Below are 19,156 nucleotides of genomic sequence, written 5' to 3' on the forward strand. Positions count from 1 at the left end.
GCCCCTTGCCCGTCAGGAAACGCGCGTCCTCGCGCCGCCTGGGGCTCGCCCCGATCCCGGTATCCTTCGGCATGTCGTCTCTCTCCCTCATGTGCTCGGGTCCCAGCGGGCCCTGATATGCTCGGGTCCTCGCGGGCCCTGATATGCGCGGGCCGGAAGGCCCTGATATGCTCGGGTCCTCGCGGGCCCTGATCTGCCCGGAGGCGGCGCCGCGCGCCTGCCCCCGGATCTCCTGGTCGTCCCGCGCCCGCCCGGGACCGGATCGGACCCGCTCCCCCTTGCCCCGCGTCAGGCGGGCGGGGACGGGCGGGTGGGGACGGGCGGGCGGGGACGGGGGCGCGGCTCCTCCTCCGCGCCCCCGGAAGGGCCCGGGCGGTGCGGACGCCCGGGCCCCGGCCGGCTGGACGGACGGGAAGACCCCGCCCGACCGGCCCGGCCTCACTCGGCAGCCACCGCCGGCGGCGCCACCTCCTGGCCCGACGCCGCCAGCACCGCCTTGACGATGTTGTGGTAGCCCGTGCAGCGGCAGATGTTGCCCTCGAGATAATGCCGCACCTCGGCCTCCGTCGGCTTCGGGTTCTCCTTGAGCAGCGACGCCGCCGCCATCACCATCCCCGGCGTGCAGAAGCCGCATTGCAGACCGTGATGCTCCCGGAACGCCGCCTGGATCGTGCCGAGGCTCCCATCCGCCTCCGCCATCCCCTCGATCGTCGTCACCTCCGACCCGGCAATGTCCTGCACCAGAACCGAGCACGCCTTCACCGGCGCCCCGTCCACATGCACAAGACAGGCCCCGCACTGGCTGGTGTCGCACCCCACATGCGTCCCCGTCAGCCGCAACCCCTCCCGCAACCACTCCACAAGCAACGTCCGCCCCTCCGAAGACGCACTCCGAAGCTTGCCGTTCACCGTCAAGGTGACTGTCTGTGCCATGTTCTTTCTCCCTGTCGTTCTGTCTGTCGGATCAGCCGAAGATGCGCTTGAGCCAGCTCTTCTTCTCGGGCTCGGGCGCGTGCGGCGGCGTCTTGCTGGTGGCTTCGTGGATCGACGGCTCCTTCGCGGGCTCCGGCTTGCGCACGGGGGCGGGGTCGGGAGCCGGGTCGGAGGCTGCGGCGGCCGGTTCGGCCGCGGAGCCGTCGACCTTCTCCTGGAAGCGGGTGAAGAACTGGTCGGCCATGCGCGCGGCGAAGGCGTCGACCACGCGGGCGCCGAGCTGGGCGATCTTGCCGCCCACGGACGCGTCCACGTCGTAGTCGAGCTTCGTGCCCTCGGCTACGGCGGCGAGCGTCACGGTCGCGCCGCCCTTGGCGAAGCCTGCCGGGCCGCCCTTGCCCTCGCCCGAGAGGTGCAGGGCGTTGGGCGGGTTCTGGTCGTCGATCTGGACCCTTCCCTTGAAGGTCGCCTTCACCGGGCCGACCTTCTGCGTCACCACGGCGTCGAACCCCTCCTGCGCGGAGCCGGTCAGCTCGGTGCAGCCGGGGATGCTGTCGCGGAGCACCTCGGGATCCAGAAGCGCGGCATAGACGGTCGCCGGCGGGGCCGCGATGGTTCGTGTTCCGGTCATCTTCATCGGGTGGTTCCCCTCTTTTCAGCGGTTCGGCGGCAGATGCGTGACGCCGTAGGCGGCGTGGATCGCGGCGATGCGGCCGTCGTCCAGCGCGGCCCAGATCGCGTCGTCCACCGCATAGGCAAGGGGACGGTAGGCGAAATGGATGCCGACGCCCAGTTCCCATCTGCCGACGGCGAAGCCGGGCAGGGGCGGGACGTGGACGCCCGTCTCCGCCGGGTCGGCGTGATATTCAAGCTGGGCGCGGGGCCCCATCGCGGCCATCACCTCGCCCGCGTTCAGGGACGCCATCGCCTCGGCCATCGTGGGGTGGCGCCGGACCTGGTCGCGCAACTGCCCGCCCGGGAAGGCGCCGAGATAGAAGTCGGCGATCGAGTCGTTCTCGACGGCCACGGTGTCGAAGCGGAAATAGGGCGGCGTCGGCGGGTCTTCGGGATATTCCGACAGGCCGTAGGCGATGGCGATCTCTTCGGCGGCGTACTGGCCGGTGAAGACGACCTGCTCGACCCGGCAGGCGAAGCGGGCGTCGTAGGGGACCCGCATCATGATGTTGGACACGCCCCCGCCGGTGACGGGTCCTTGCCAGATGTTGTTGCGCAGGTCGGCATCCAGCGTCTCGGCGGCATCGACCAGCTTGATGCGGGCCTCGACGCCCAGGCTGTCGGCGATCAGGCGGGCGATGTCGACGTCGATGCCGGTGGGCTCGCCCTCCTCCATCCACGAATAGGGGGGGAAGTCCTCGTAGACGGCGATGGTGATGTAGCCGCGCTCCTGGATCGCGTCGATGTCCTGACCGACGATGTCGCGGCTGGCGTTCTGCGGCCTGGCCTGGGGGATGTGGTCCGCACAGGGGTCCTGCGCGGCCGCGCCGCCGGGCATGGCCGAGAGGGCCAGCAGCAGGGCCGCGAGACGGCGCCATGGTGTCCGGCGGCGCAGGGTCACTTCGCGGCGGACAGTCCGATGGTCAGCACCTCGGCGGCCGCCTGCGCATCGTCGCCGGCTTCAAGGATGTTGGCCGCGCGCCATGCCGCGCTGTCCGCAATGGGCGCGCCCGACAGGGTCTCGATTCCCGAGGCGATCTCGCGCAGGCGGGCGGCGGTCGCGCCGGTGTCGGCCGAGCCGTCGGCGAGCGCGTCGCGCAGGTCCGAAAGCTCCGGCGTGGCCTCGGTCATCGCGTGATCGTCGGGCCGCGTCTCGATATAGGTGCGGATCGCCCAGGCGGCTTCCTGTCCGAGAAGTTCGCCGAAGGCGGGCATCTTGGTGATGCCGTTCTGGGTGTATCCGTCGCGGAACCGCTCCACATACCATTCGTCGCCGTATTCCTCGGCCTCGAGGAAGCGCAGGTCGGGGGCGAGCCCGCCGGACACGCCCTCGAGCCCGTGGCAGCGCGCGCAGTTCTGGTTGTAGCCCGAGGCGCCGACGCGGATGGCCTCGGCCCAGACCTCGTCGCCGGCGGCCTCGGCGCGGTAGGGGTTCTCGGTCAGCCATTCCTCGCCCACCGCCGGGAGGGTGGAGGTGTCGACGGCCTGCGGGGCCACGTCGCCATGGGCGTGGGCCAGGCCCGCGACGGCGAGCGTCGCGACGAGGACGGTGCTGCGAATGGTCATCTTTCCCTCCCGGTTGATGGGTCAGGGGTAGGTCAGCGGGGCCCGGGGCCGCCATTGGACTTTAGGTGCAGATCGCCGGGATGGGGCCTGCGACCAAGGTCGCGATGGCCCGTCGGGGGCGCCGCCGACAAGCTTCCCGCCATGGGAGGAACCTCGCTTTTCGCGCCGCTTCTGGCGGCCTTCTGCCTCGCGTGGCCTGCGGGCGCCGTCGAGGTCCGGGTGCACCACCTGACCGTCGAGGTGCCGCCGCCTCCGATCCTGTCGGAGCTGGAGACCCGGCCCGAGGGGCTGGGCGCCGACGGCGCGCGGCTGGGCCGCGACGACAACGCCACCACGGGGCGCTTCCTCGGCCAGACCTACGAGCTGGAGGTATCGACGGTCGATGTCGACGGCGACATCGCCGCCGCCGCCCGCGCGGCCCTGGCCGAGACGCCCTTCCTGATCGTCGACGGGCCGACCGAGGCGCTGCTGGCCATCGCCGACCTGCCGGAGGCGCAGGGCGCGCTGATCTTCAACGTCTCCGAAGGCGATCCCGCGCTGCGCGACGCCTCCTGCCGGGCCAACCTGCTCCATACCGTGCCTTCGACCGCCATGCGGACAGACGCGCTGGCGCAGTTCCTTGTCCTGCGCCGCTGGGACGACCTGGTGCTGGTCGAGGGCGAGCACGCCGCCGACGCCGCCTATGCCGCCGCGCTGGAACGCAGCCTCGCCAAGTTCGGGCTGCGGCTGTCGGACCGCAAGACATGGGCCTTCGACGCCGACATGCGCCGCAACGCCAACGCCGAGGTGCCGCTGTTCACCCAGGGCTTCGGCGACTACGACGCGCTGCTGGTCGCCGACGAGCTGGGCGATTTCGGTCGCTACCTTCTCTACAACACCTGGGAGCCGCGGCCCGTCGCCGGCTCCGAGGGGCTCACGGCCCAGACTTGGGCGCCCGTCGTGGAGCAATGGGGCGCGGTGCAGCTCCAGAACCGCTTCACGGAGCTTGCGGATCGGGGGATGGAGCCGGTCGATTGGGCCGCCTGGGCCGCGACCCGCAGCATCGGCGAGGCCGTCACCCGCACCGGCGCCGCCGACCCGGCCGCGATCCGCGCCTTCCTGCTGTCGGACGCCTTCGAACTGGCGGGCTTCAAGGGCCGCCCGCTGACCTTCCGCGCCTGGAACGGCCAGCTGCGCCAGCCGATCCCGCTGGTCCATCCCCGCGCGCTGGTCGCCTCGGCCCCGCTGGAGGGCTTCCTGCATCAGCGCACCGAGCTCGACACGCTGGGGCTGGATGAACCCGAATCCGCCTGCACCGCCTTCCGATAGGAGACCCGAATGCTTCGCGCCTGCCTCATCGCGCTCTGCGCCGTATCGCCCGCCGCCGCCGACGAGATCTGGGTCAGCAACGAGAAGGACGACACGATCAGCGTCATCGACATCGAGACGCTGGAGGTCGTGCGCACCATCCCCGTCGGCGCGCGTCCCCGCGGGATCACCTTCTCGAAGGATCATTCGGTGCTCTACCTCTGCGCCTCCGACGACGACGCGGTGCAGGTGATCGACCCCGAGACGGGCGAGATCCTGCACGACCTGCCTTCCGGCGAGGACCCCGAGCAGTTCGTCCTGCATCCCGACGACCGGCATCTCTACATCGCCAACGAGGACGACGCGATCACCACCGTCGTCGACACCGAGACGCGGAGGGTCGTCGCCCAGATCGACGTCGGGATCGAGCCCGAGGGGATGGCCGTCTCGCCCGACGGCAAGATCGCCATCACCACCTCCGAGACGACCAACATGGCGCATTGGATCGACACCGGGACGCAGCAGCTCTTCGCCAACACGCTGGTCGATTCGCGCCCCCGCCATGCCGAGTTCGTCAAGGAGGGGAGCGAGCTCTGGGTTTCGTCCGAGATCGGAGGCACCGTGACGGTCTTCGACGTGGCCACGCAGGCCGAGAAGGCCAAAATCGACTTCGAGGTGCAGGGCGTGCATCCCGACCGGGTGCAGCCTGTGGGCTTCGAGTTCGCCAATGGCGACAGCCATGCCTTCGTCGCGCTCGGGCCGTCGAACCACGTCGCGGTCGTCAACGCCGAGACCTACGAGGTCGAGGACTACATCCTCGTCGGCCGCCGCGTCTGGCACATGGAGTTCAACCGCGACCGCTCGTTGCTCTTCACCACGAACGGCGTCTCGGGCGACGTGACCGTGATCGACGTCGCCGCGCGCGAGCCGGTCAAGACGATCAAGGTCGGCCGCTTCCCCTGGGGCGCCGCCTTCCGCCCGACCGACTGAAAGGACAGACCGATGATCCGCATCCTTCCGCTCGCGCTGGTCATGGCGCTTCCCGCAGGCGCGCATGAGCTGGGCCTCGCCGGCCTGCTGTCCTCGGGCAACAAGCAGGACCTGCCGCCGATCACCCTGTCCGCGGGCATGCCGCTGGCCGACGCCCCCTGGGTCCTGAAATCCGGCACCTACTACGAGTTCGAGATCGAGGCCGACGGCAGCCAGGAGCTCGCTTTGGTCGGATCGGAGTTCTTCCGTGCCATCTGGATCGACGAGATCGTCGTCGAGGGGCTGGAGATCCGGCCGCTCGGCCTCGATTCGGTGGAGTTCGACGAGGCCGGGGTGATGGAAGTCGGCTTCATCGCGATCAAACCGGGCAGCTACAGCTTGAGCGTCCCCGGTTCGACCGGCGAGTCGCAGCGGCTTTCGATCACGATCGAGTAGGGACGCGTGACGCTCTCGGTCGAGGACCTGACCTATGCCTATGGCGAGAAGCGGGCGCTGGACGGCGTCAGCTTCGCGGCGCCGGCGGGCCGGTTCACGGCGCTGCTCGGGCCGAACGGGGCGGGCAAGTCGACGCTCTTCGCACTGCTTGCGGGCCTCTTGCGTCCGGGGTCGGGCCGGGTCGCGGTCGCGGGGCACGACATGGCGCGCGCGTCCCGCGCGGCGCTGGCCGGAATGGGCATCGTGTTCCAGCAGCCGACGCTCGACCTCGATCTCAGCGTGCGCCAGAACCTCGGCTACTTCGCCGCCCTCCGCGGGCTCGCCGGTCGCGAGGCGCGCACCCGGATCGACGCGGCGCTCGACCGGCTGGAGATGCGGGAGCGGGCGGGCGAGAAGGTCCGCGCCCTGAACGGCGGCCACCGCCGCCGGACCGAGATCGCCCGCGCGCTGCTGCATCACCCTTCGGTCCTTCTGCTCGACGAGCCGACGGTGGGGCTCGACGCGGCGTCCCGTGCCGCGATCACCGCCCATGTCCACGACCTGGCCCGCGAGGGGCTGGCCGTGCTCTGGGCGACGCATCTGACCGACGAGGTCGGGGCGGCGGACCATCTCGTGGTCCTGCACCGGGGCGAGAAGCTGGCCGATGGCGGCGTGGCCGAGGTCACGCGGGGGGCGCCCCTGTCGGACTGGTTCCTCGCGGCGACGGGGAAGGCGTCGTGAGAGCCGCGCTGATCGCGCTCCGCGCCGTCGTCGCCCGCGAGGCGCTGCGCTTCGTCCACCAGCGGGAACGCTTCGTCGCCGCGCTGGTGCGCCCGCTGGTCTGGCTGCTGGTCTTCGCGGCGGGCTTCCGCGCGGCGCTGGGCCTGTCGATCACGCCGCCCTACCAGACCTATATCACCTACGAGACCTACATCGTCCCGGGCCTGTTGGGCATGATCCTTCTGTTCAACGGGATGCAATCGTCGCTGAGCCTCGTCTACGACCGCGAGATGGGATCGATGAAGGTGCTGCTGACGGCGCCGCTGCCGCGCTGGTGGCTGCTTCTGGCGAAGCTGATGGGTTCGACGGCGATCTCGGTGCTGCAGGCCTATGTCTTCCTCGCCATCGCCGCGGCCTTCGGCATCGTGCTGCCGCTCTGGGGCTATGTCGCAGCACTTCCGGCGTTGGTCCTCGCGGGGCTGATGCTGGGCGCGCTGGGACTCGCATTGTCCTCCTTCATCCGGCAGCTCGAGAACTTCGCGGGCGTGATGAACTTCGTGATCTTCCCGATGTTCTTCCTGTCCTCGGCGCTCTACCCGCTGTGGAAGATGGCGGAATCGTCGGAGCTTCTGCACGACATCTGCGCCGCGAACCCCTTCACCCACGCGGTCGAGCTGATCCGCTTCGCGCTCTATCTCGACTGGAACGGCTGGGCGCTGCTCTGGACCTCGCTCGCCATGCTGGCCTTCGGGGCGCTGGCTCTCTGGGGCTACGACCCGGCGCGGGGGATGAGGCGGGGCTGAGCGCGCCGGACCCGCGCCCCGGCGCGGCACTGGGTCGGGCGAATTCGCGGGATGGCGCGCTGGACAGGGTGCGATGCGACGTCGCATGCTTCGGCGCGGTGGCCGGTGCAGGGCCGCCCGCGATGGGACTGGTGCGATGTTGAGATCCGTATTGACGGCGTTCGCCGTGCTGTGCGCGGCGACGGCTGCGGCCGCGTCGACCGTGCGTTATTCGCTCGACGTCAATCCGCTCGAGCTGGTCGAGACGCGCTACCGGCCGACCGGGGATGGCGGGTACGAGATCGCCGAGATCCGGACGCGGTCGCTCAGCGGGGATTTCGACTTCTTCATCGAGTTCGACGCCTCCGCGATGCCGGCTCTTGTCCGTGACCGGACGCTGACCTTTCGCACCGAGGGCGGGCTGCCGAGGGGTCTGCCCCTGGTCACCGACATCACGCGCAACTGCTGCTTCATCGAGGGGCGGATGACCTTCGACGCGGCCTACCGTGTGACCGACTGGGAGATCTACTACGCCGACGACCATCCCCACGTCTTCTACAGCCGGGACGAGGTCCGGCAATACGACGTCTTCGGCGGCTGGAGCACGGAGCATGACGGCCATTCCATCGTCGAGGGCAGTCTTCGCGGCCCCTTCCTGTGGGAGATCGCGGGTGATCTGCCGCGGCGGATGGCGCCGGTGCCGGTGCCACTCGCCGGGTCGCTGACGATGTTGGGCGGGGCGCTGGCGGGGCTTGCGCTGTGGCGCAGGTGGCGGGGGTCCGGTCCCCGCCGATCCTGACGACGGTCGCGCCGGTCGAGACGGAGGGCGTGGCGGCCCCGCGTCAGCGCGCGGCGCCGTAGCCGCCCGACCCGTCGATCACGGCCAGACGTGGCGCGTTTCGCGTGGGCCGGGCGGAGCGCGAAATCCGGGTGATCCGCTCGATCGTCGCCGGACGGCCGGCAAGGGTGACGATCCGGTCTGCAAGCCGCTCCGCCTCGGCGGTGGCATGGGTCACCATCAGCATCGCCGCGCCGGAGCGGGCGCGGAAGGCCTCGACCAGCCCCATCATCTCGTCGGCGAGGCGGGCGTCCAGCGACACAAAAGGCTCGTCCAGCAGCAGCAGGTCGGGCTCGGCGGCGAAGGCGCGGGCGAGGCTGAGGCGCCGCTGCTGGCCGAGCGACAGCGCGCCGGGCCAGTCGTCGTCACGCCCGCCCAGGCCGACCTGGCCCAGGACGCGGCGCGCGGCCGCGCGGTCGGCACCGGTCGCCAGCACCACGTTGTCGAGCACGCGCCGCCAGGGCAGCAGCGTCGGCTCCTGGAAGACATAGGCCATGCGCCCCGACGCCTCGATCCGGCCCGGCGGCGCGGCGCCCAGCCCGGCGATCGCGCGCAGCAGCGACGTCTTGCCGATCCCCGAGGGGCCGACCAGCGCCACCGCCTCGCCCGGGCCGACGGTCAGCGAGATCGGGCCCAGGACGGCGGTGCCGCCCCGGGACAGGCCGTCGATCTCGACCGAAAGACCCATGGTTCAGGTTCCGGGCGTGTGGAAAGTGCCGGCCGGCAGGGTGGTCGCGTCGCCGATCAGCTCCTCGCCGCCGAGCCGGGCCATCAGCTCCAGCATGCGCGCGGCGGCGGCCTCGTCGACCGGCCCCTCGTCGGGGATGCCCGCGCGATAGCCCTCGACCAGCGCGGCGAACTGCGCATCGTCCTCGGCGTTCATGCGGGGGCGCAGGCGGTCCCATTCGGCGTCGTCGCTGGCCAGCATCGCCTTCGCCGCGCGCGAGGCGGCGGCCAGGCCATCGACCAGCTCGGGGCTCTCGCGCAGCATCTCGCCCTTCACGACATAGCCCAGGAGCGGCGTGTTCGGGTCGAGGCCCAGGGCCTCGGCCGCGTCGGACACGTCGACCAGCGTGCGCATGCCGCCGGCCTTCATCTTGGCCATGAAGTGCCAGTAGTTGATCGCCGCGTCGGTCTCGCCCTGCAGCGCGGTCTTGAAGATCAGCGGCGGGGCGCCGAAGACCTGCTCGGTCTCGGCGGCGAGGTCCATGCCGACGGTCTCGGCCGCGTAGGCCTGGAGGATCAGCCAGGACTTGTCGAGCGGCCCGCCCGCGATCCCGATCTTCCCGCCGGCGAGGTCGTCGAGGCTGTCGATCGGGCTGTCTTCCGGAACCATGATCCCGCCCACCGCGCGCGAGTAGGGAATGAAGACGTAGTCCTTTCCCGCCGCCCGCTGGCGCGCGACCCAGAGCCAGTCGGCCACGATCACGTCCGCCGCCCCGCCCTGGAAGGCGGTGCGGGACGCGGCTTCGCCGGCCATGCCCTGGACTTCCAGGTCGAAGCCGTTGGCCTGGTCGAGCCCGTGGGTGCCGATCGTGTCCAGCTCCCAGTTGACGGTTCCGAATTCGAGCACCGCGGCCCGCAGCACCGGCAGGTCTGCCAGCGCGGTTCCGGCCCAGAGCGTCGCCGCGGCCGCCGCGGCCGCGATCTTCTGCATGCAGGTCATGGTCGTCCTCCCGTTTCGAGGCCCAGCCTAGCGAAGACGTCGAAGGGCGGAATACGACCAAAGGCGGGCAAAGCCGCTCTGGCTGGACCGCGGTGTCCTCGGCCTCCACCGGGTCGGGCATGTCCCTATAGCCGTTGATCGGCTGGCCGGTCCAGACGGGGCAGCCCCGTCCGGGGCTCGTGAGAACGGTGTAGCGCAGAGGCGCGTCCCGGCGCGAGGCTCCGGCCCGGGTCTTCGCGCACCCCGTCGGGACGGCGCTGCACCAGCAGGCCTGAGAGCGCGACCCGTTCGGCATGGCCGAGCATGGCGAGAGGGCAGGAGAGACGCGATCCGATAGCGACGATGACACGAAACACCGCATGGAGCGAGCCGCCGTCCCCCGCGCGCCACGGCCGGACGATGGTCGTAAGACCAAGGTCCGGTTTCCGCAAGGTGCGCCCGGCGCCGATACTCCGGCCAGGGCCGGACCATGCCGTCCGGAGAGGACCCGCAAACGGGAGGACGACAATGAGACGCATCACCCTGGCCGCGACGGCCAGCATCCTTGCCCTGGGCTTCGGCCTCGCGCAGGCCGAAGTGACCGACGAGATGATCGCCAACGACACCGAGACGGTGGGCGACGTCGTCACCAACGGCATGGGCCGCCACCTGCAGCGCTATTCGCCGCTCGACACGCTCAACCGCGACAACGTGTCGAACCTGGTTCCGGCTTGGGCTTTCAGCCTCGGCGGCGAGAAGCAGCGCGGGCAGGAGACGCAGCCGCTGGTCCATGACGGGGTGATGTACATCACCGGCTCCTACTCCCGCCTCTATGCCATCGACGTCGAGACCGGACAGGAGCTCTGGCAATACGACGCCCGCCTGCCCGAGGGCATCCTGCCCTGCTGCGACGTGGTGAACCGGGGTGCCGCGCTCTATGGCGACCTCGTGATCTTCGGGACGCTGGATGCGCGGCTGGTCGCGCTCAACAAGGACACGGGCGACGTGGTCTGGCGCGACAAGATCGCCGACTACAAGGCGGGCTACAGCTATACCGCCGCGCCGATGATCGTGAACGGCCTCGTCATCACCGGCAATTCCGGCGGCGAGTTCGGGGTCGTGGGCGAGGTGCAGGCGCGCGACGCCATGACCGGCCAGCTGGTCTGGACCCGGCCCGTCATCGAGGGCCACATGGGCACGCTCAACGGCGAAGAGAGCACGATGACCGGCACGCTCAACGCGACATGGCCGGGCGACATGTGGAAGACCGGCGGCGGGGCGACCTGGCTCGGCGGCTCCTACGATGCCGACACCGACACGATCGTCATGGGCACCGGCAACCCCGCGCCCTGGAACAGCCACCTGCGCAACGCCGGCACCCCGACCGAGGGCAACGCGGGCGACAACCTCTATGCCGCCTCGCGCCTCGGCATCGACCCGGCCACGGGCGAGATCAAGTGGCACTTCCAGACCACCCCGCGCGAGGGCTGGGACTATGACGGCGTCAACGAGGTCGTCGCCTATACCGACCGCGAGGGGAACGCACGCTACGCCACGGCCGACCGCAACGGCTTCTTCTACGTCCTGAACCGCGAGGACGGCGCCTTCGTCTCGGCCGTGCCCTTCGTCAAGGACATCTCCTGGGCGGAAGGCATCGACGAGACCGGCCGCCCGATCTTCGTCGAGGAGAACCGCCCGGGCGATCCCTCGGCCAGCACCGACGGCCAGAAGGGCGAGGTGATCTTCGCGTCGCCCTCGTTCCTTGGCGGCAAGAACTGGATGCCGATGGCCTTCTCGCAGCGCACCGGCAACTTCTACATTCCCTCCAACGAGTGGGGCATGGACATCTGGAACGAGCCGATCAGCTACAAGCAGGGGGCCGCCTACCTGGGCGCGGGCTTCACCATCAAGCCGAACTACGAGGACCATATCGGATCGCTCAAGGCCATCGACCCCGACACGGGCGAGACGGTGTGGGAGTACAAGAACGAGGCTCCGCTCTGGGGCGGGGTGATGACCACGGCCGGCGGCCTCGTCTTCACCGGCACGCCCGAGGGCAAGTTCATCGCGCTCGACGACGAGACCGGCGAGGAGCTTTGGTCCTTCCAGACCGGCTCCGGCATCGTCGGCCAGCCGATCACCTGGGAGCAGGACGGCGAGCAGTACGTCACGGTCATCTCGGGCTGGGGCGGGGCCGTGCCGCTCTGGGGCGGTGAGGTCGCGTCGAAGGTGAACTACCTCAACCAGGGCGGCATGCTCTGGACCTTCAAGCTGCCCAAGCAGCTCGCCAATATCGACGGCGACGGCCAGCCGATCATCAAGACCTCGAACTGATCCGGCCCTCCCCGTCGGACCGCGGCACGCCCCCTTGGGGGGCGTGCTTGCGTGTCCGGGGGTCAGAACAGGAAGGCGTCCGCTCCGGGTGACGTCTCGACCCGAAGCGCGGCGCGCCCGCCCTCGCCGAAGCTCGACAGAACGTCGTCGTCGCCGTCGCCGTCGAAATCGCCGGTCATCCAGCGCTGCTCCGGCGCGAAGGCCGCGGCGCCCCCGCTCCAGTCCTGCGCGTCCGAGAAGCTGCCGGTTCCGTCCGACAGGAAGACCCGGTGCCGGACCTCGCCCCGGTCGGCAAAGGTCGCGAGCACGTCGTCGCTGCCGTCCCCGTCGAAATCGCCGCTGCGCCAGGTCTGGCCAGCGTCGAAGGCGCCGGTGCCCCTGCCATCGCTCCAGGAGCGGGCGTTCGAGAAGCTTCCCGTGCCGTCCGAGAGGTAGACCCTGTGCTTCGTCTGCCCGTCCGCACGATAGGTCGCCAGCACGTCGTCATCGCCGTCCCCGTCGAAATCGCCGGTCATCCATTCCTGGTCCCGCCAGAATCCCCAGGTCGCCCGGCCCTCGCTCCAGGAGCGGGCATCCGAGAAGCTGCCCGCGCCGTCGGACAGGTAGACGCGGTGCTTGACGGTCGCCCCGGACTCGTAGCTGGCCAGGACGTCGTCGGCGCCGTCGCCGTCGAAATCGCCGGTCCTCCATTCCTGGTCACGCCAGAATCCCCAGGTCGAGCGGCCGTCGCTCCAGGAACTGGCATACGAGAAGCTGCCCGTCCCGTCGGACAGATAGACGCGGTGCTTGACGGTCGTCCCTGACTTGTAGCTGGCCAGGACGTCGTCGGACCCGTCGCCGTCGAAGTCGCCCGCCATCCAGTTCTGGGTGTCCCAGAATCCCCAGGTGTTTCGTCCTTCGCTCCAGGACCGGGCGTCGGCAAAGCGCGGGGCGTCGTCCACCACGGAAGCCCAGCCACCGGGCAGGAACAGGCCGTCGAGAAAGGCGATGCGGGCGGGGATCAGCTCGGCCATCGCATCGCGAATGCCCGCGTCGAGCCGACCAGGAAAGAAGCGGTAGGCGTAGTAGAACAGGGACGTCTCGGCCAGATCCTCCTTCTCGGGGCGCGACGCGGCATAGTCGGTGAGGAAGACCCCGTCGGCGGCCTGCGCGTCCTTCCAGGCTGCCCTACCCAGCCAGTCGCGGTCGAGCGCGGCGTGCACGGCCTCGTGGAAGAAGGTCTCCTCCATGTCGTTGGCGGCGCGCCGCGTGCGCATGTTGGCGGTCGAGACCACGAAGAAGTTCTGCCTGGCCTCGGCGAAGGCGCCGTGGTCGCCGATGTTGAGCACGACATGCGACAGCTCCTGCCGCATGAAGCCGGGCAGCTTGCCCAGGGGACCCTGCATGTGGGCGACCTCCGCCTCGGCTTCTGCCAGGGTCGCGAAGTCGCCGTCGGCGAAGATTTCGACCCGCGCGCCGTCCGAGAAACTCATCTCGAAGACCCAGACCCCGTCCTGGAACAGCGCGTCGCGGTCGGGGCGCGGCATCTCCTGCCGGGAGCGGCCGAGGAAGCGGGTCCAGAGATAGGCGTCGGCATCGCCGGCCCGGATGAAGTCGATGTCGTTCGAGACGACAGAATTGGGGAACAGCGGCAACCTGGCCCTGGTCGGATCGTCGGTCATCGCGGGGCCTCGCCTTGCGTCAGGCCGTCCGCATGACCGGGCAGCCGTTAAATCGGCGTGAACCGCGTCCCGGCGAGGGGCGATTGTTTCGGTCAACGTTAACGCGCGGGGGGCCGGGGCGGCCTGGTCCTGTGCCCCGCCGCCCGCGCCGGACTAAGACCTAAGCATATGGTGCCGGACGGAGGCGGGCTGTTATGCTCGACGCCATGACGATCGATGCTCAAATACGGCCCGAGGCCGCCGCGCGCGGAAGCTGGGCGCTCGTGGTCGATGACCACCCGCTCTTCTGCGACGCGCTCGAGATGACGCTGCGCTCCGTGGCGCCCGACTGGTCGGTCGTCACCGCCTCGACCCTGGCCGAGGGCCTCGACCGGCTGGACGGGGGCGGGCGCCCGGCGCTGGTGGTGCTGGATCTGAACCTGCCCGACGCCACCGGCTTCGACGGCCTGATCCGCGCGCGGCAGAGCGCGGGCGGCGCGCCGGTGATCGTCGTCTCGTCGATGACCGACAACAAGATCGTCTCGGCCGCGCTGAAGGCCGGGGCGGCGGGCTATGTGCCCAAGCATTCGCCCCGCGCGGTCTTCAAGGCCGCGCTCGAGGCGATCGAGCAGGGCGGCACCTACCTGCCCGACAGCTTCGTTCCCGCCGAGGAGGACCCCTCCGACCGCGCGGTCGAGCGGCTGGCAAGCCTGACGCCGCAGCAGGGCCGCATCCTGGAGCTGATCTGCGACGGCAAGCTCAACAAGCAGATCGCCTATGACCTGACTATCGCCGAGACCACGGTGAAGGCGCATGTCACCGCGATCATGCGCAAGCTGGGCGTCCGGTCCCGGACGCAGGCCGTCCTCGTCGCGCAGGACGCGCAGTTCCGCGCCGTCTTGCCAAGATCCGGGACCTGATCCTATCCTTCCAGCCGGGAGGAACGACCAGTGAACTTGCCCTACGGCGGCCAGACCCCGTCGGCGGCCGTCGACGCGTTCGTCACGGTCGAGCTCGACGCATCCGAACCCAACCCCGCGGCGCGCATCGCCGCCCGGATCGGCGGGGTGGATCTCGACCGCGCGCTGGTCTTCGCCGCCCCCGAGACCGACCTGGCCCGCCTCGTCCGGGAGCTGTCGACCGCGCTGCCCGACCTGCCCGTCGTGGGCTGCACCACCGCCGGGGCGCTCGGCTCCCGCGGCTATGCCGAGCACGGGATCCTCGTCATCGGCCTGCCCGCCAGCCGCTTCACCAGCCGGTCCGTGCTGGTCGAGGGTCTCTCGCATCTCGATGCCGGCCAGATCGCGCGCGACCTGCTGGCCGCGCGGATGGGCCTCGCCACCGAGGCGCCGCACCTGCCCGAGCAGTTCGCCTTCATGATGGTCGACGGGCTGTCGCTGCGCGAGGACATGCTGGCCGCGGCGCTGGCGCCGGCCCTCGGGCGCGTGCCCCTCTTCGGCGGCTCGGCGGGGGACGGGACGCGGTTCCAGCGCACCCAGATCGCGGTCGACGGGCGGGTGCTGGAGGATGCCGCCGTCGTCACCTTCGTCGCCACCGACTACCGGGTCGAGGTCTTCAGCCTCGACCACCTGCGCCCCGGCGAGGCCCGCATGGTCGTCACCCGCGCCGACCCCGAGCGGCGCATCGTCAAGGAGATCAACGCCGAGCCCGCCGCGCGCGAATACGCGCGGCTCGTCGGCATGGACCCCGAGCAGCTCGACGAGTTCACCTTCGCCTCCCACCCGGTCGTCGTCCGGCTGGGTGACAGGCACCATGTCCGCGCCATCCAGCGCGTCAACGAGGCCGGAGAGCTGGTCTTCTTCTCGGCCATCGACGAGGGCATGGTCCTGACCGTGGCCGAGGCGCAGCCGATGGCGCCGCATCTGGACGCGACGCTCTCGCGACTGTCAGGGCGGGCGCGGCCGGCGGGGATCCTCGCCTGCGACTGCGTCCTGCGCCGGATCGAGGCGGAGCGGACGCAGCAGTCCACCGCCGTCTCGGAGGTGCTGGCCCGCCACCGCGTCCACGGTTTCTCGACCTATGGCGAACAGATCGGGCCGATGCACCTGAACCAGACGATGACCGGCGTCATCCTGTTCGTGCCCGAGGCGGGGACCTCGTGACGCCGATGCTGGGCTTGGTCGATCCGCGGGATTCGCTCGAGCGGCAGAACGAGAAGCTCCAGCGGATCGCCGAGGCGCTGATGCGCCGGGTCGAGCAGCCGCAGAACCCTGCCAGCCACGCCTATTCCCAGTTCGAGCGCGCCTCGCTGCTGGAGGCGGAGGTGCGCGACCGCACCGCCGACCTCGAGCGCACGCTGGACCTGCTGCACGAATCGAACGCCCGGCTGTCGGACGCCATGGCCGAGGCCGAGGCGGCGCGCGCCAACCTCGCCGGCGCCATCGAGACGGTCGAGGAGGGCTTCGCCCTGTTCGACGCCGAGGACCGGCTGGTCCTGCACAATTCCCGCTTCTGCAGCGAGATGGAGGACGTCGCCGCGGCGCTGAAGCCGGGCCTGCCCTTCGAGGACTATGTCGAGCGCGTCTCCCGCTCGCCGGAGCTGGAGCTGCCCGAGGGCAGCAGCGCCGAGGACTGGCAGACCCGGCGGATGCGCCGCCATTCCGACAGCCGGACCACGTTCAACGTCCGGCTCGCCTTCGACCGCTGGATCCAGGTCTCCGAGCAGCGCACCAGCAATGGCGGCACGGTGATCCTGCAGACCGACATCACCCAGACCATGCGGCTGCAGCGGCGCGAATCCGAGCGGCTGATCGACCGTCAGGCGCGGATGGTGCGCGCCACGCTCGACCATATCGCGCAGGGGGTCGTCATCTTCGACCGGCTCGGGCGGCTGATGGGCTGGAACGCCGAGATGGCGGCGCTGCTGGGCCGCTCGCTTGGCGACGAGATCGTCGGCATGGATTTCGACGACCTGCTCGACCGGATCGGCGATACCTTCCGCTACACCGGAGAGGTCGACCGCAAGGCGCTGGAGGCCTGGGCCGCCCGCCGCCGCCCCCGGCGTCCGCTGACCTTCGAGGTGGAGCGGGCGGGCGGGCGCAGCTTCACCGTCTTCGCCCAGGAGATGCCGGATCGCGGCTTCGTCATCAGCTTCACCGACGTGACGGCGGAACGCGCCACCGCCCGCGCGCTGCGCGACATGGCCGCGAGCCTCGAGCGCCGCGTCGCCGCCCGCACCGAGGAGCTGGGCGAGGCGCTGGAGCAGGCGCGCCGCGCCAACGCGACCAAGACCCGCTTCATGGCCGCCGCCGGGCACGACCTGCTGCAGCCGCTGTCGGCCGCCAAGCTCTTCGCCGCCTCCCTCGAGGAGCGGGCGAAGGAGGCGCCCGAGCGCGAGATCGCGGGCAAGGTCGTCTCGGCGCTGCATTCGGTCGAGACCATCATCGACGCGCTGCTCGACATCTCGCGGCTGGAGTCGGGGCGGGCGGAGTTCACCATCGGCCGCGCGCGCCTCGGCACCATCCTCGAAAGCCTGCGCAGCGAGATGACGGCGCTCGCCGCCGAGAAGGGAATCGTGCTGCGGGTCGTGCCCTGCTCGCTTGTGGTCGAGAGCGATGTCGTCCTGCTGCGGCGCGTGGTGCAGAACCTCGTGGCGAACGCGATCCGCCACAGCGACGGCACCCGGGTCCTGCTGGGCGTGCGGCGCGCGGGCGGGCGGGCGCGCATCGAAGTCTGGGACGAGGGGCCGGGCATCCCTCGGGACCAGCAGTCCGTCATCTTCGAGGAGTTCCGGCAACTCGCCCCCTCCCGCTCGGGCGCGAACGGCATCGGGCTGGGGCTCGCAATCGTCGACCGGGCCTGCACCATGCTGGGGCACGAACTGCGGCTCGTCTCGGACGCGGGGCAGGGGAGCTGCTTCTCCATCGCCGCGGAGGTGATCGGCGACGAACGCCGGGCGGCCGTGCCCGCCGCGCCCGCTCGGCGCGGTGGTCCCCCGGACGTGCTCGTCGCGCTGCTCGAGAACGACGAGGGCATGGCCCGCGCGCTGACCCTCATGATCGAGGGCTGGGGCTCGGACGTGATCCAGGCCGACAGCGCCGAGCAGATGCTGGCGCTTCTGGCCGAGGTGGACGTGGTCCCCGACCTGTTCCTCGTCGACCACCAGCTCGATGGGGCGATGTCCGGGCTGGATTTCATCGGGGTCATGGCCGCCGAGGCGCCCGCCGTGCCCGCCATCCTGATCTCGGCCGACCGCGCCAGCGGCATCGCCGCGACCTGCGCCGAGCGGGGCGTGCCGTTCCTGCCGAAGCCCGTCGCCCCGGAGGCGCTGGCCGAGACGATGCGGCGGCTGGTCGAGGGCGGCGGCGCGCCGGCGGCCGTGTCGCGGCGCTGACGCCCGCCGTCCCGCTCCGGCCCGTTCCGTGGGCGCCCGCGCGCGATGCCCTACAGCACCAGCAGCCAGCCCGAGACCGTCACGACCGACGCCGCCGTCCCGATCAGCACCGACGAGGCGCTGATCCGCACCGCCCGCCCGTGCATCGCCGCGAAGAGGTAGGAATTCACCCCCGGCGCCATCGCCGCCGTCACCACGGCGGCCCGGAACTGCCCCTGGTCCAGCCCGAGCAGCCGCCCAATTCCCCAGGTCCAGGCCGGGTGCAGCAGCAGCGCGATCCCGCAGCACAGCGCGATCCCCCGCGCATCGCCCTCGGGCCGGTACTGGACCAGCACGCCGCCCAGCCCGAACAGCGCCGCGGGCAGGGCGGCCGAGGCGATCAGGCGCACCGCCTCCTCGGCCGGGCCGGGCAGTGGCAGGCCGGTCAGGTTGACCGCAAGCCCCAGAGCCACGCCGATCATCAGGGAATTCGTCGCCATCGTCCGCGCGACCGTCCGCGCCCCGCCGATGAGGCCCGCGCCGCCCGCCCGCACCGCCTCCATGGTGGCGATGCCGACGAAGTAGCAGAACGCCGCATGCACCGCGATGATCGCGTAATTCGGCGCGAGGCTGTCGGCGCCGAAGGCGCGCTCGGAGATGGGCAGGCCCAGAAGGACCGTGTTGGCGAACATCGCCGCGAAGCCCACCGCCACCGCGTCCTCGGCCCCGCGCTTCAGCCACCAGAGCGTGCCGAGGATGCCCGCCACGAAGCAGACGAGCGAGCCGGAGTAATAGGCGGTCAGCAGCCGCCAGTCGAACCCGCGCGCAAGGTCCAGCGTCGCCACCGCGAGAAACAGCAGGCAGGGGATGGCGAAGCGCTGGGTGAAGACCATCAGCCCGTCGACCTGGGCCTGGCAGAACAACCCGCGCCAGACGGCGAGGTAGCCCGCCCCGATGATCAGGAAGACCGGGACGGTGACGGCGAGGACGTCGAGCATC

At 70.8% G+C, this 19,156-nt stretch carries 18 protein-coding genes; 10 read left to right on the forward strand and 8 right to left on the reverse strand.

Features of this window, described 5'->3' with window-relative positions:
* Positions 1-438: 438 nt before the first annotated feature.
* The 4 genes from DR046_RS18540 to pedF are packed head-to-tail and all read right to left on the reverse strand — an operon-like array spanning position 439 to position 3,174.
* On the reverse strand, positions 439-933 hold the full coding sequence (locus tag DR046_RS18540; RefSeq protein ID WP_115383870.1) for a (2Fe-2S)-binding protein: 495 nt from the start codon (positions 931-933) through the stop codon (positions 439-441).
* 31 nt (positions 934-964) lie between these two features.
* Positions 965-1,570, reverse strand: a complete 606-nt coding sequence (locus DR046_RS18545; RefSeq protein WP_115383871.1) for an SRPBCC family protein — start codon at positions 1,568-1,570, stop codon at positions 965-967.
* Between the two features lie 18 nt (positions 1,571-1,588).
* The gene (locus DR046_RS18550; protein ID WP_306418058.1) at positions 1,589-2,509 is read right to left on the reverse strand and encodes a substrate-binding periplasmic protein; all 921 of its coding nucleotides are present in this window, start codon (positions 2,507-2,509) and stop codon (positions 1,589-1,591) included.
* Positions 2,506-3,174, reverse strand: coding sequence for a cytochrome c-550 PedF (pedF, locus tag DR046_RS18555; RefSeq protein ID WP_115383872.1), 669 nt, complete (start codon positions 3,172-3,174; stop codon positions 2,506-2,508). The genes DR046_RS18550 and pedF overlap by 4 nt, the downstream gene beginning before the upstream one ends.
* 141 nt (positions 3,175-3,315) lie before the next feature.
* Here pedF and DR046_RS18560 point away from each other — a divergent pair, with 141 nt between their 5' ends.
* The 6 genes from DR046_RS18560 (at position 3,316) to DR046_RS18585 (ending at position 8,166) form a co-directional block, all read left to right on the forward strand.
* The gene (locus DR046_RS18560; RefSeq protein ID WP_115383873.1) at positions 3,316-4,482 is read left to right on the forward strand and encodes a lanthanide ABC transporter ABC transporter substrate-binding protein PedA1; all 1,167 of its coding nucleotides are present in this window, start codon (positions 3,316-3,318) and stop codon (positions 4,480-4,482) included.
* A 9-nt stretch (positions 4,483-4,491) separates the two neighbouring features.
* Positions 4,492-5,451, forward strand: a complete 960-nt coding sequence (locus DR046_RS18565; protein ID WP_115383874.1) for a YVTN family beta-propeller repeat protein — start codon at positions 4,492-4,494, stop codon at positions 5,449-5,451.
* Positions 5,452-5,463: 12 nt separating this feature from the next.
* Complete coding sequence (locus DR046_RS18570; RefSeq protein ID WP_115383875.1) at positions 5,464-5,886, forward strand: hypothetical protein; 423 nt, start codon at positions 5,464-5,466, stop codon at positions 5,884-5,886.
* A 6-nt stretch (positions 5,887-5,892) separates the two neighbouring features.
* On the forward strand, positions 5,893-6,606 hold the full coding sequence (locus tag DR046_RS18575) for a lanthanide ABC transporter ATP-binding protein PedB/LutE (RefSeq protein ID WP_115383876.1): 714 nt from the start codon (positions 5,893-5,895) through the stop codon (positions 6,604-6,606).
* Positions 6,603-7,388 carry a lanthanide ABC transporter permease protein PedC gene (locus tag DR046_RS18580; protein ID WP_115383877.1) on the forward strand — a complete coding sequence of 262 codons (786 nt, stop codon included), beginning with the start codon at positions 6,603-6,605 and terminating at the stop codon, positions 7,386-7,388. The genes DR046_RS18575 and DR046_RS18580 overlap by 4 nt, the downstream gene beginning before the upstream one ends.
* 151 nt (positions 7,389-7,539) lie before the next feature.
* Positions 7,540-8,166 (forward strand): hypothetical protein, encoded by a 627-nt coding sequence (locus tag DR046_RS18585; protein ID WP_115383878.1) that lies wholly within the window; start codon positions 7,540-7,542, stop codon positions 8,164-8,166.
* A 43-nt stretch (positions 8,167-8,209) separates the two neighbouring features.
* Here the strand turns inward: DR046_RS18585 and DR046_RS18590 are convergent, their stop codons facing one another.
* Both DR046_RS18590 and DR046_RS18595 read right to left on the reverse strand, forming a co-directional pair.
* Entirely contained in the window at positions 8,210-8,893 is a 684-nt protein-coding gene (locus DR046_RS18590) for an ABC transporter ATP-binding protein (protein WP_115383879.1), read from the reverse strand.
* Positions 8,894-8,896: 3 nt separating this feature from the next.
* Positions 8,897-9,871, reverse strand: a complete 975-nt coding sequence (locus DR046_RS18595) for an ABC transporter substrate-binding protein (RefSeq protein ID WP_115383880.1) — start codon at positions 9,869-9,871, stop codon at positions 8,897-8,899.
* A gap of 507 nt (positions 9,872-10,378) precedes the next feature.
* Here DR046_RS18595 and DR046_RS18600 point away from each other — a divergent pair.
* Positions 10,379-12,184 carry a PQQ-dependent methanol/ethanol family dehydrogenase gene (locus DR046_RS18600; RefSeq protein WP_115383881.1) on the forward strand — a complete coding sequence of 602 codons (1,806 nt, stop codon included), beginning with the start codon at positions 10,379-10,381 and terminating at the stop codon, positions 12,182-12,184.
* A gap of 62 nt (positions 12,185-12,246) precedes the next feature.
* Here DR046_RS18600 and DR046_RS18605 read toward each other — a convergent pair whose 3' ends face one another.
* Entirely contained in the window at positions 12,247-13,845 is a 1,599-nt protein-coding gene (locus DR046_RS18605) for an FG-GAP-like repeat-containing protein (protein ID WP_115383882.1), read from the reverse strand.
* A gap of 206 nt (positions 13,846-14,051) precedes the next feature.
* Between DR046_RS18605 and DR046_RS18610 the strand changes: the two genes are divergently transcribed.
* Genes DR046_RS18610 through DR046_RS18620 form a run of 3 tightly spaced genes read left to right on the forward strand, consistent with a single transcriptional unit; the run spans position 14,052 to position 18,178 of the window.
* Positions 14,052-14,744 (forward strand): LuxR C-terminal-related transcriptional regulator, encoded by a 693-nt coding sequence (locus DR046_RS18610; RefSeq protein WP_167767178.1) that lies wholly within the window; start codon positions 14,052-14,054, stop codon positions 14,742-14,744.
* 30 nt (positions 14,745-14,774) lie between these two features.
* Entirely contained in the window at positions 14,775-15,947 is a 1,173-nt protein-coding gene (locus DR046_RS18615; RefSeq protein WP_115383884.1) for an FIST N-terminal domain-containing protein, read from the forward strand.
* A 5-nt stretch (positions 15,948-15,952) separates the two neighbouring features.
* Complete coding sequence (locus DR046_RS18620; RefSeq protein ID WP_115383909.1) at positions 15,953-18,178, forward strand: hybrid sensor histidine kinase/response regulator; 2,226 nt, start codon at positions 15,953-15,955, stop codon at positions 18,176-18,178.
* 50 nt (positions 18,179-18,228) lie between these two features.
* Here DR046_RS18620 and DR046_RS18625 read toward each other — a convergent pair whose 3' ends face one another.
* Positions 18,229-19,155 (reverse strand): AEC family transporter, encoded by a 927-nt coding sequence (locus tag DR046_RS18625; RefSeq protein ID WP_115383885.1) that lies wholly within the window; start codon positions 19,153-19,155, stop codon positions 18,229-18,231.
* Position 19,156 lies beyond the last annotated feature (1 nt).

The organism is Jannaschia formosa (assembly GCF_003340555.1).
GTDB classification, from domain to species: domain Bacteria; phylum Pseudomonadota; class Alphaproteobacteria; order Rhodobacterales; family Rhodobacteraceae; genus Jannaschia; species Jannaschia formosa.

Coding starts and splice junctions, on each gene's coding strand:
- DR046_RS18605 (WP_115383882.1), bottom strand. CDS start 13,845: ATGACCGACGATCCGACCAGGGCCAGGTTGCCGCTGTTCCCCAATTCT.
- DR046_RS18570 (WP_115383875.1), top strand. CDS start 5,464: ATGATCCGCATCCTTCCGCTCGCGCTGGTCATGGCGCTTCCCGCAGGC.
- DR046_RS18565 (WP_115383874.1), top strand. CDS start 4,492: ATGCTTCGCGCCTGCCTCATCGCGCTCTGCGCCGTATCGCCCGCCGCC.
- DR046_RS18540 (WP_115383870.1), bottom strand. CDS start 933: ATGGCACAGACAGTCACCTTGACGGTGAACGGCAAGCTTCGGAGTGCG.
- DR046_RS18595 (WP_115383880.1), bottom strand. CDS start 9,871: ATGACCTGCATGCAGAAGATCGCGGCCGCGGCGGCCGCGGCGACGCTC.
- pedF (WP_115383872.1), bottom strand. CDS start 3,174: ATGACCATTCGCAGCACCGTCCTCGTCGCGACGCTCGCCGTCGCGGGC.
- DR046_RS18625 (WP_115383885.1), bottom strand. CDS start 19,155: ATGCTCGACGTCCTCGCCGTCACCGTCCCGGTCTTCCTGATCATCGGG.
- DR046_RS18545 (WP_115383871.1), bottom strand. CDS start 1,570: ATGAAGATGACCGGAACACGAACCATCGCGGCCCCGCCGGCGACCGTC.
- DR046_RS18600 (WP_115383881.1), top strand. CDS start 10,379: ATGAGACGCATCACCCTGGCCGCGACGGCCAGCATCCTTGCCCTGGGC.
- DR046_RS18590 (WP_115383879.1), bottom strand. CDS start 8,893: ATGGGTCTTTCGGTCGAGATCGACGGCCTGTCCCGGGGCGGCACCGCC.
- DR046_RS18620 (WP_115383909.1), top strand. CDS start 15,953: ATGCTGGGCTTGGTCGATCCGCGGGATTCGCTCGAGCGGCAGAACGAG.
- DR046_RS18610 (WP_167767178.1), top strand. CDS start 14,052: ATGACGATCGATGCTCAAATACGGCCCGAGGCCGCCGCGCGCGGAAGC.
- DR046_RS18560 (WP_115383873.1), top strand. CDS start 3,316: ATGGGAGGAACCTCGCTTTTCGCGCCGCTTCTGGCGGCCTTCTGCCTC.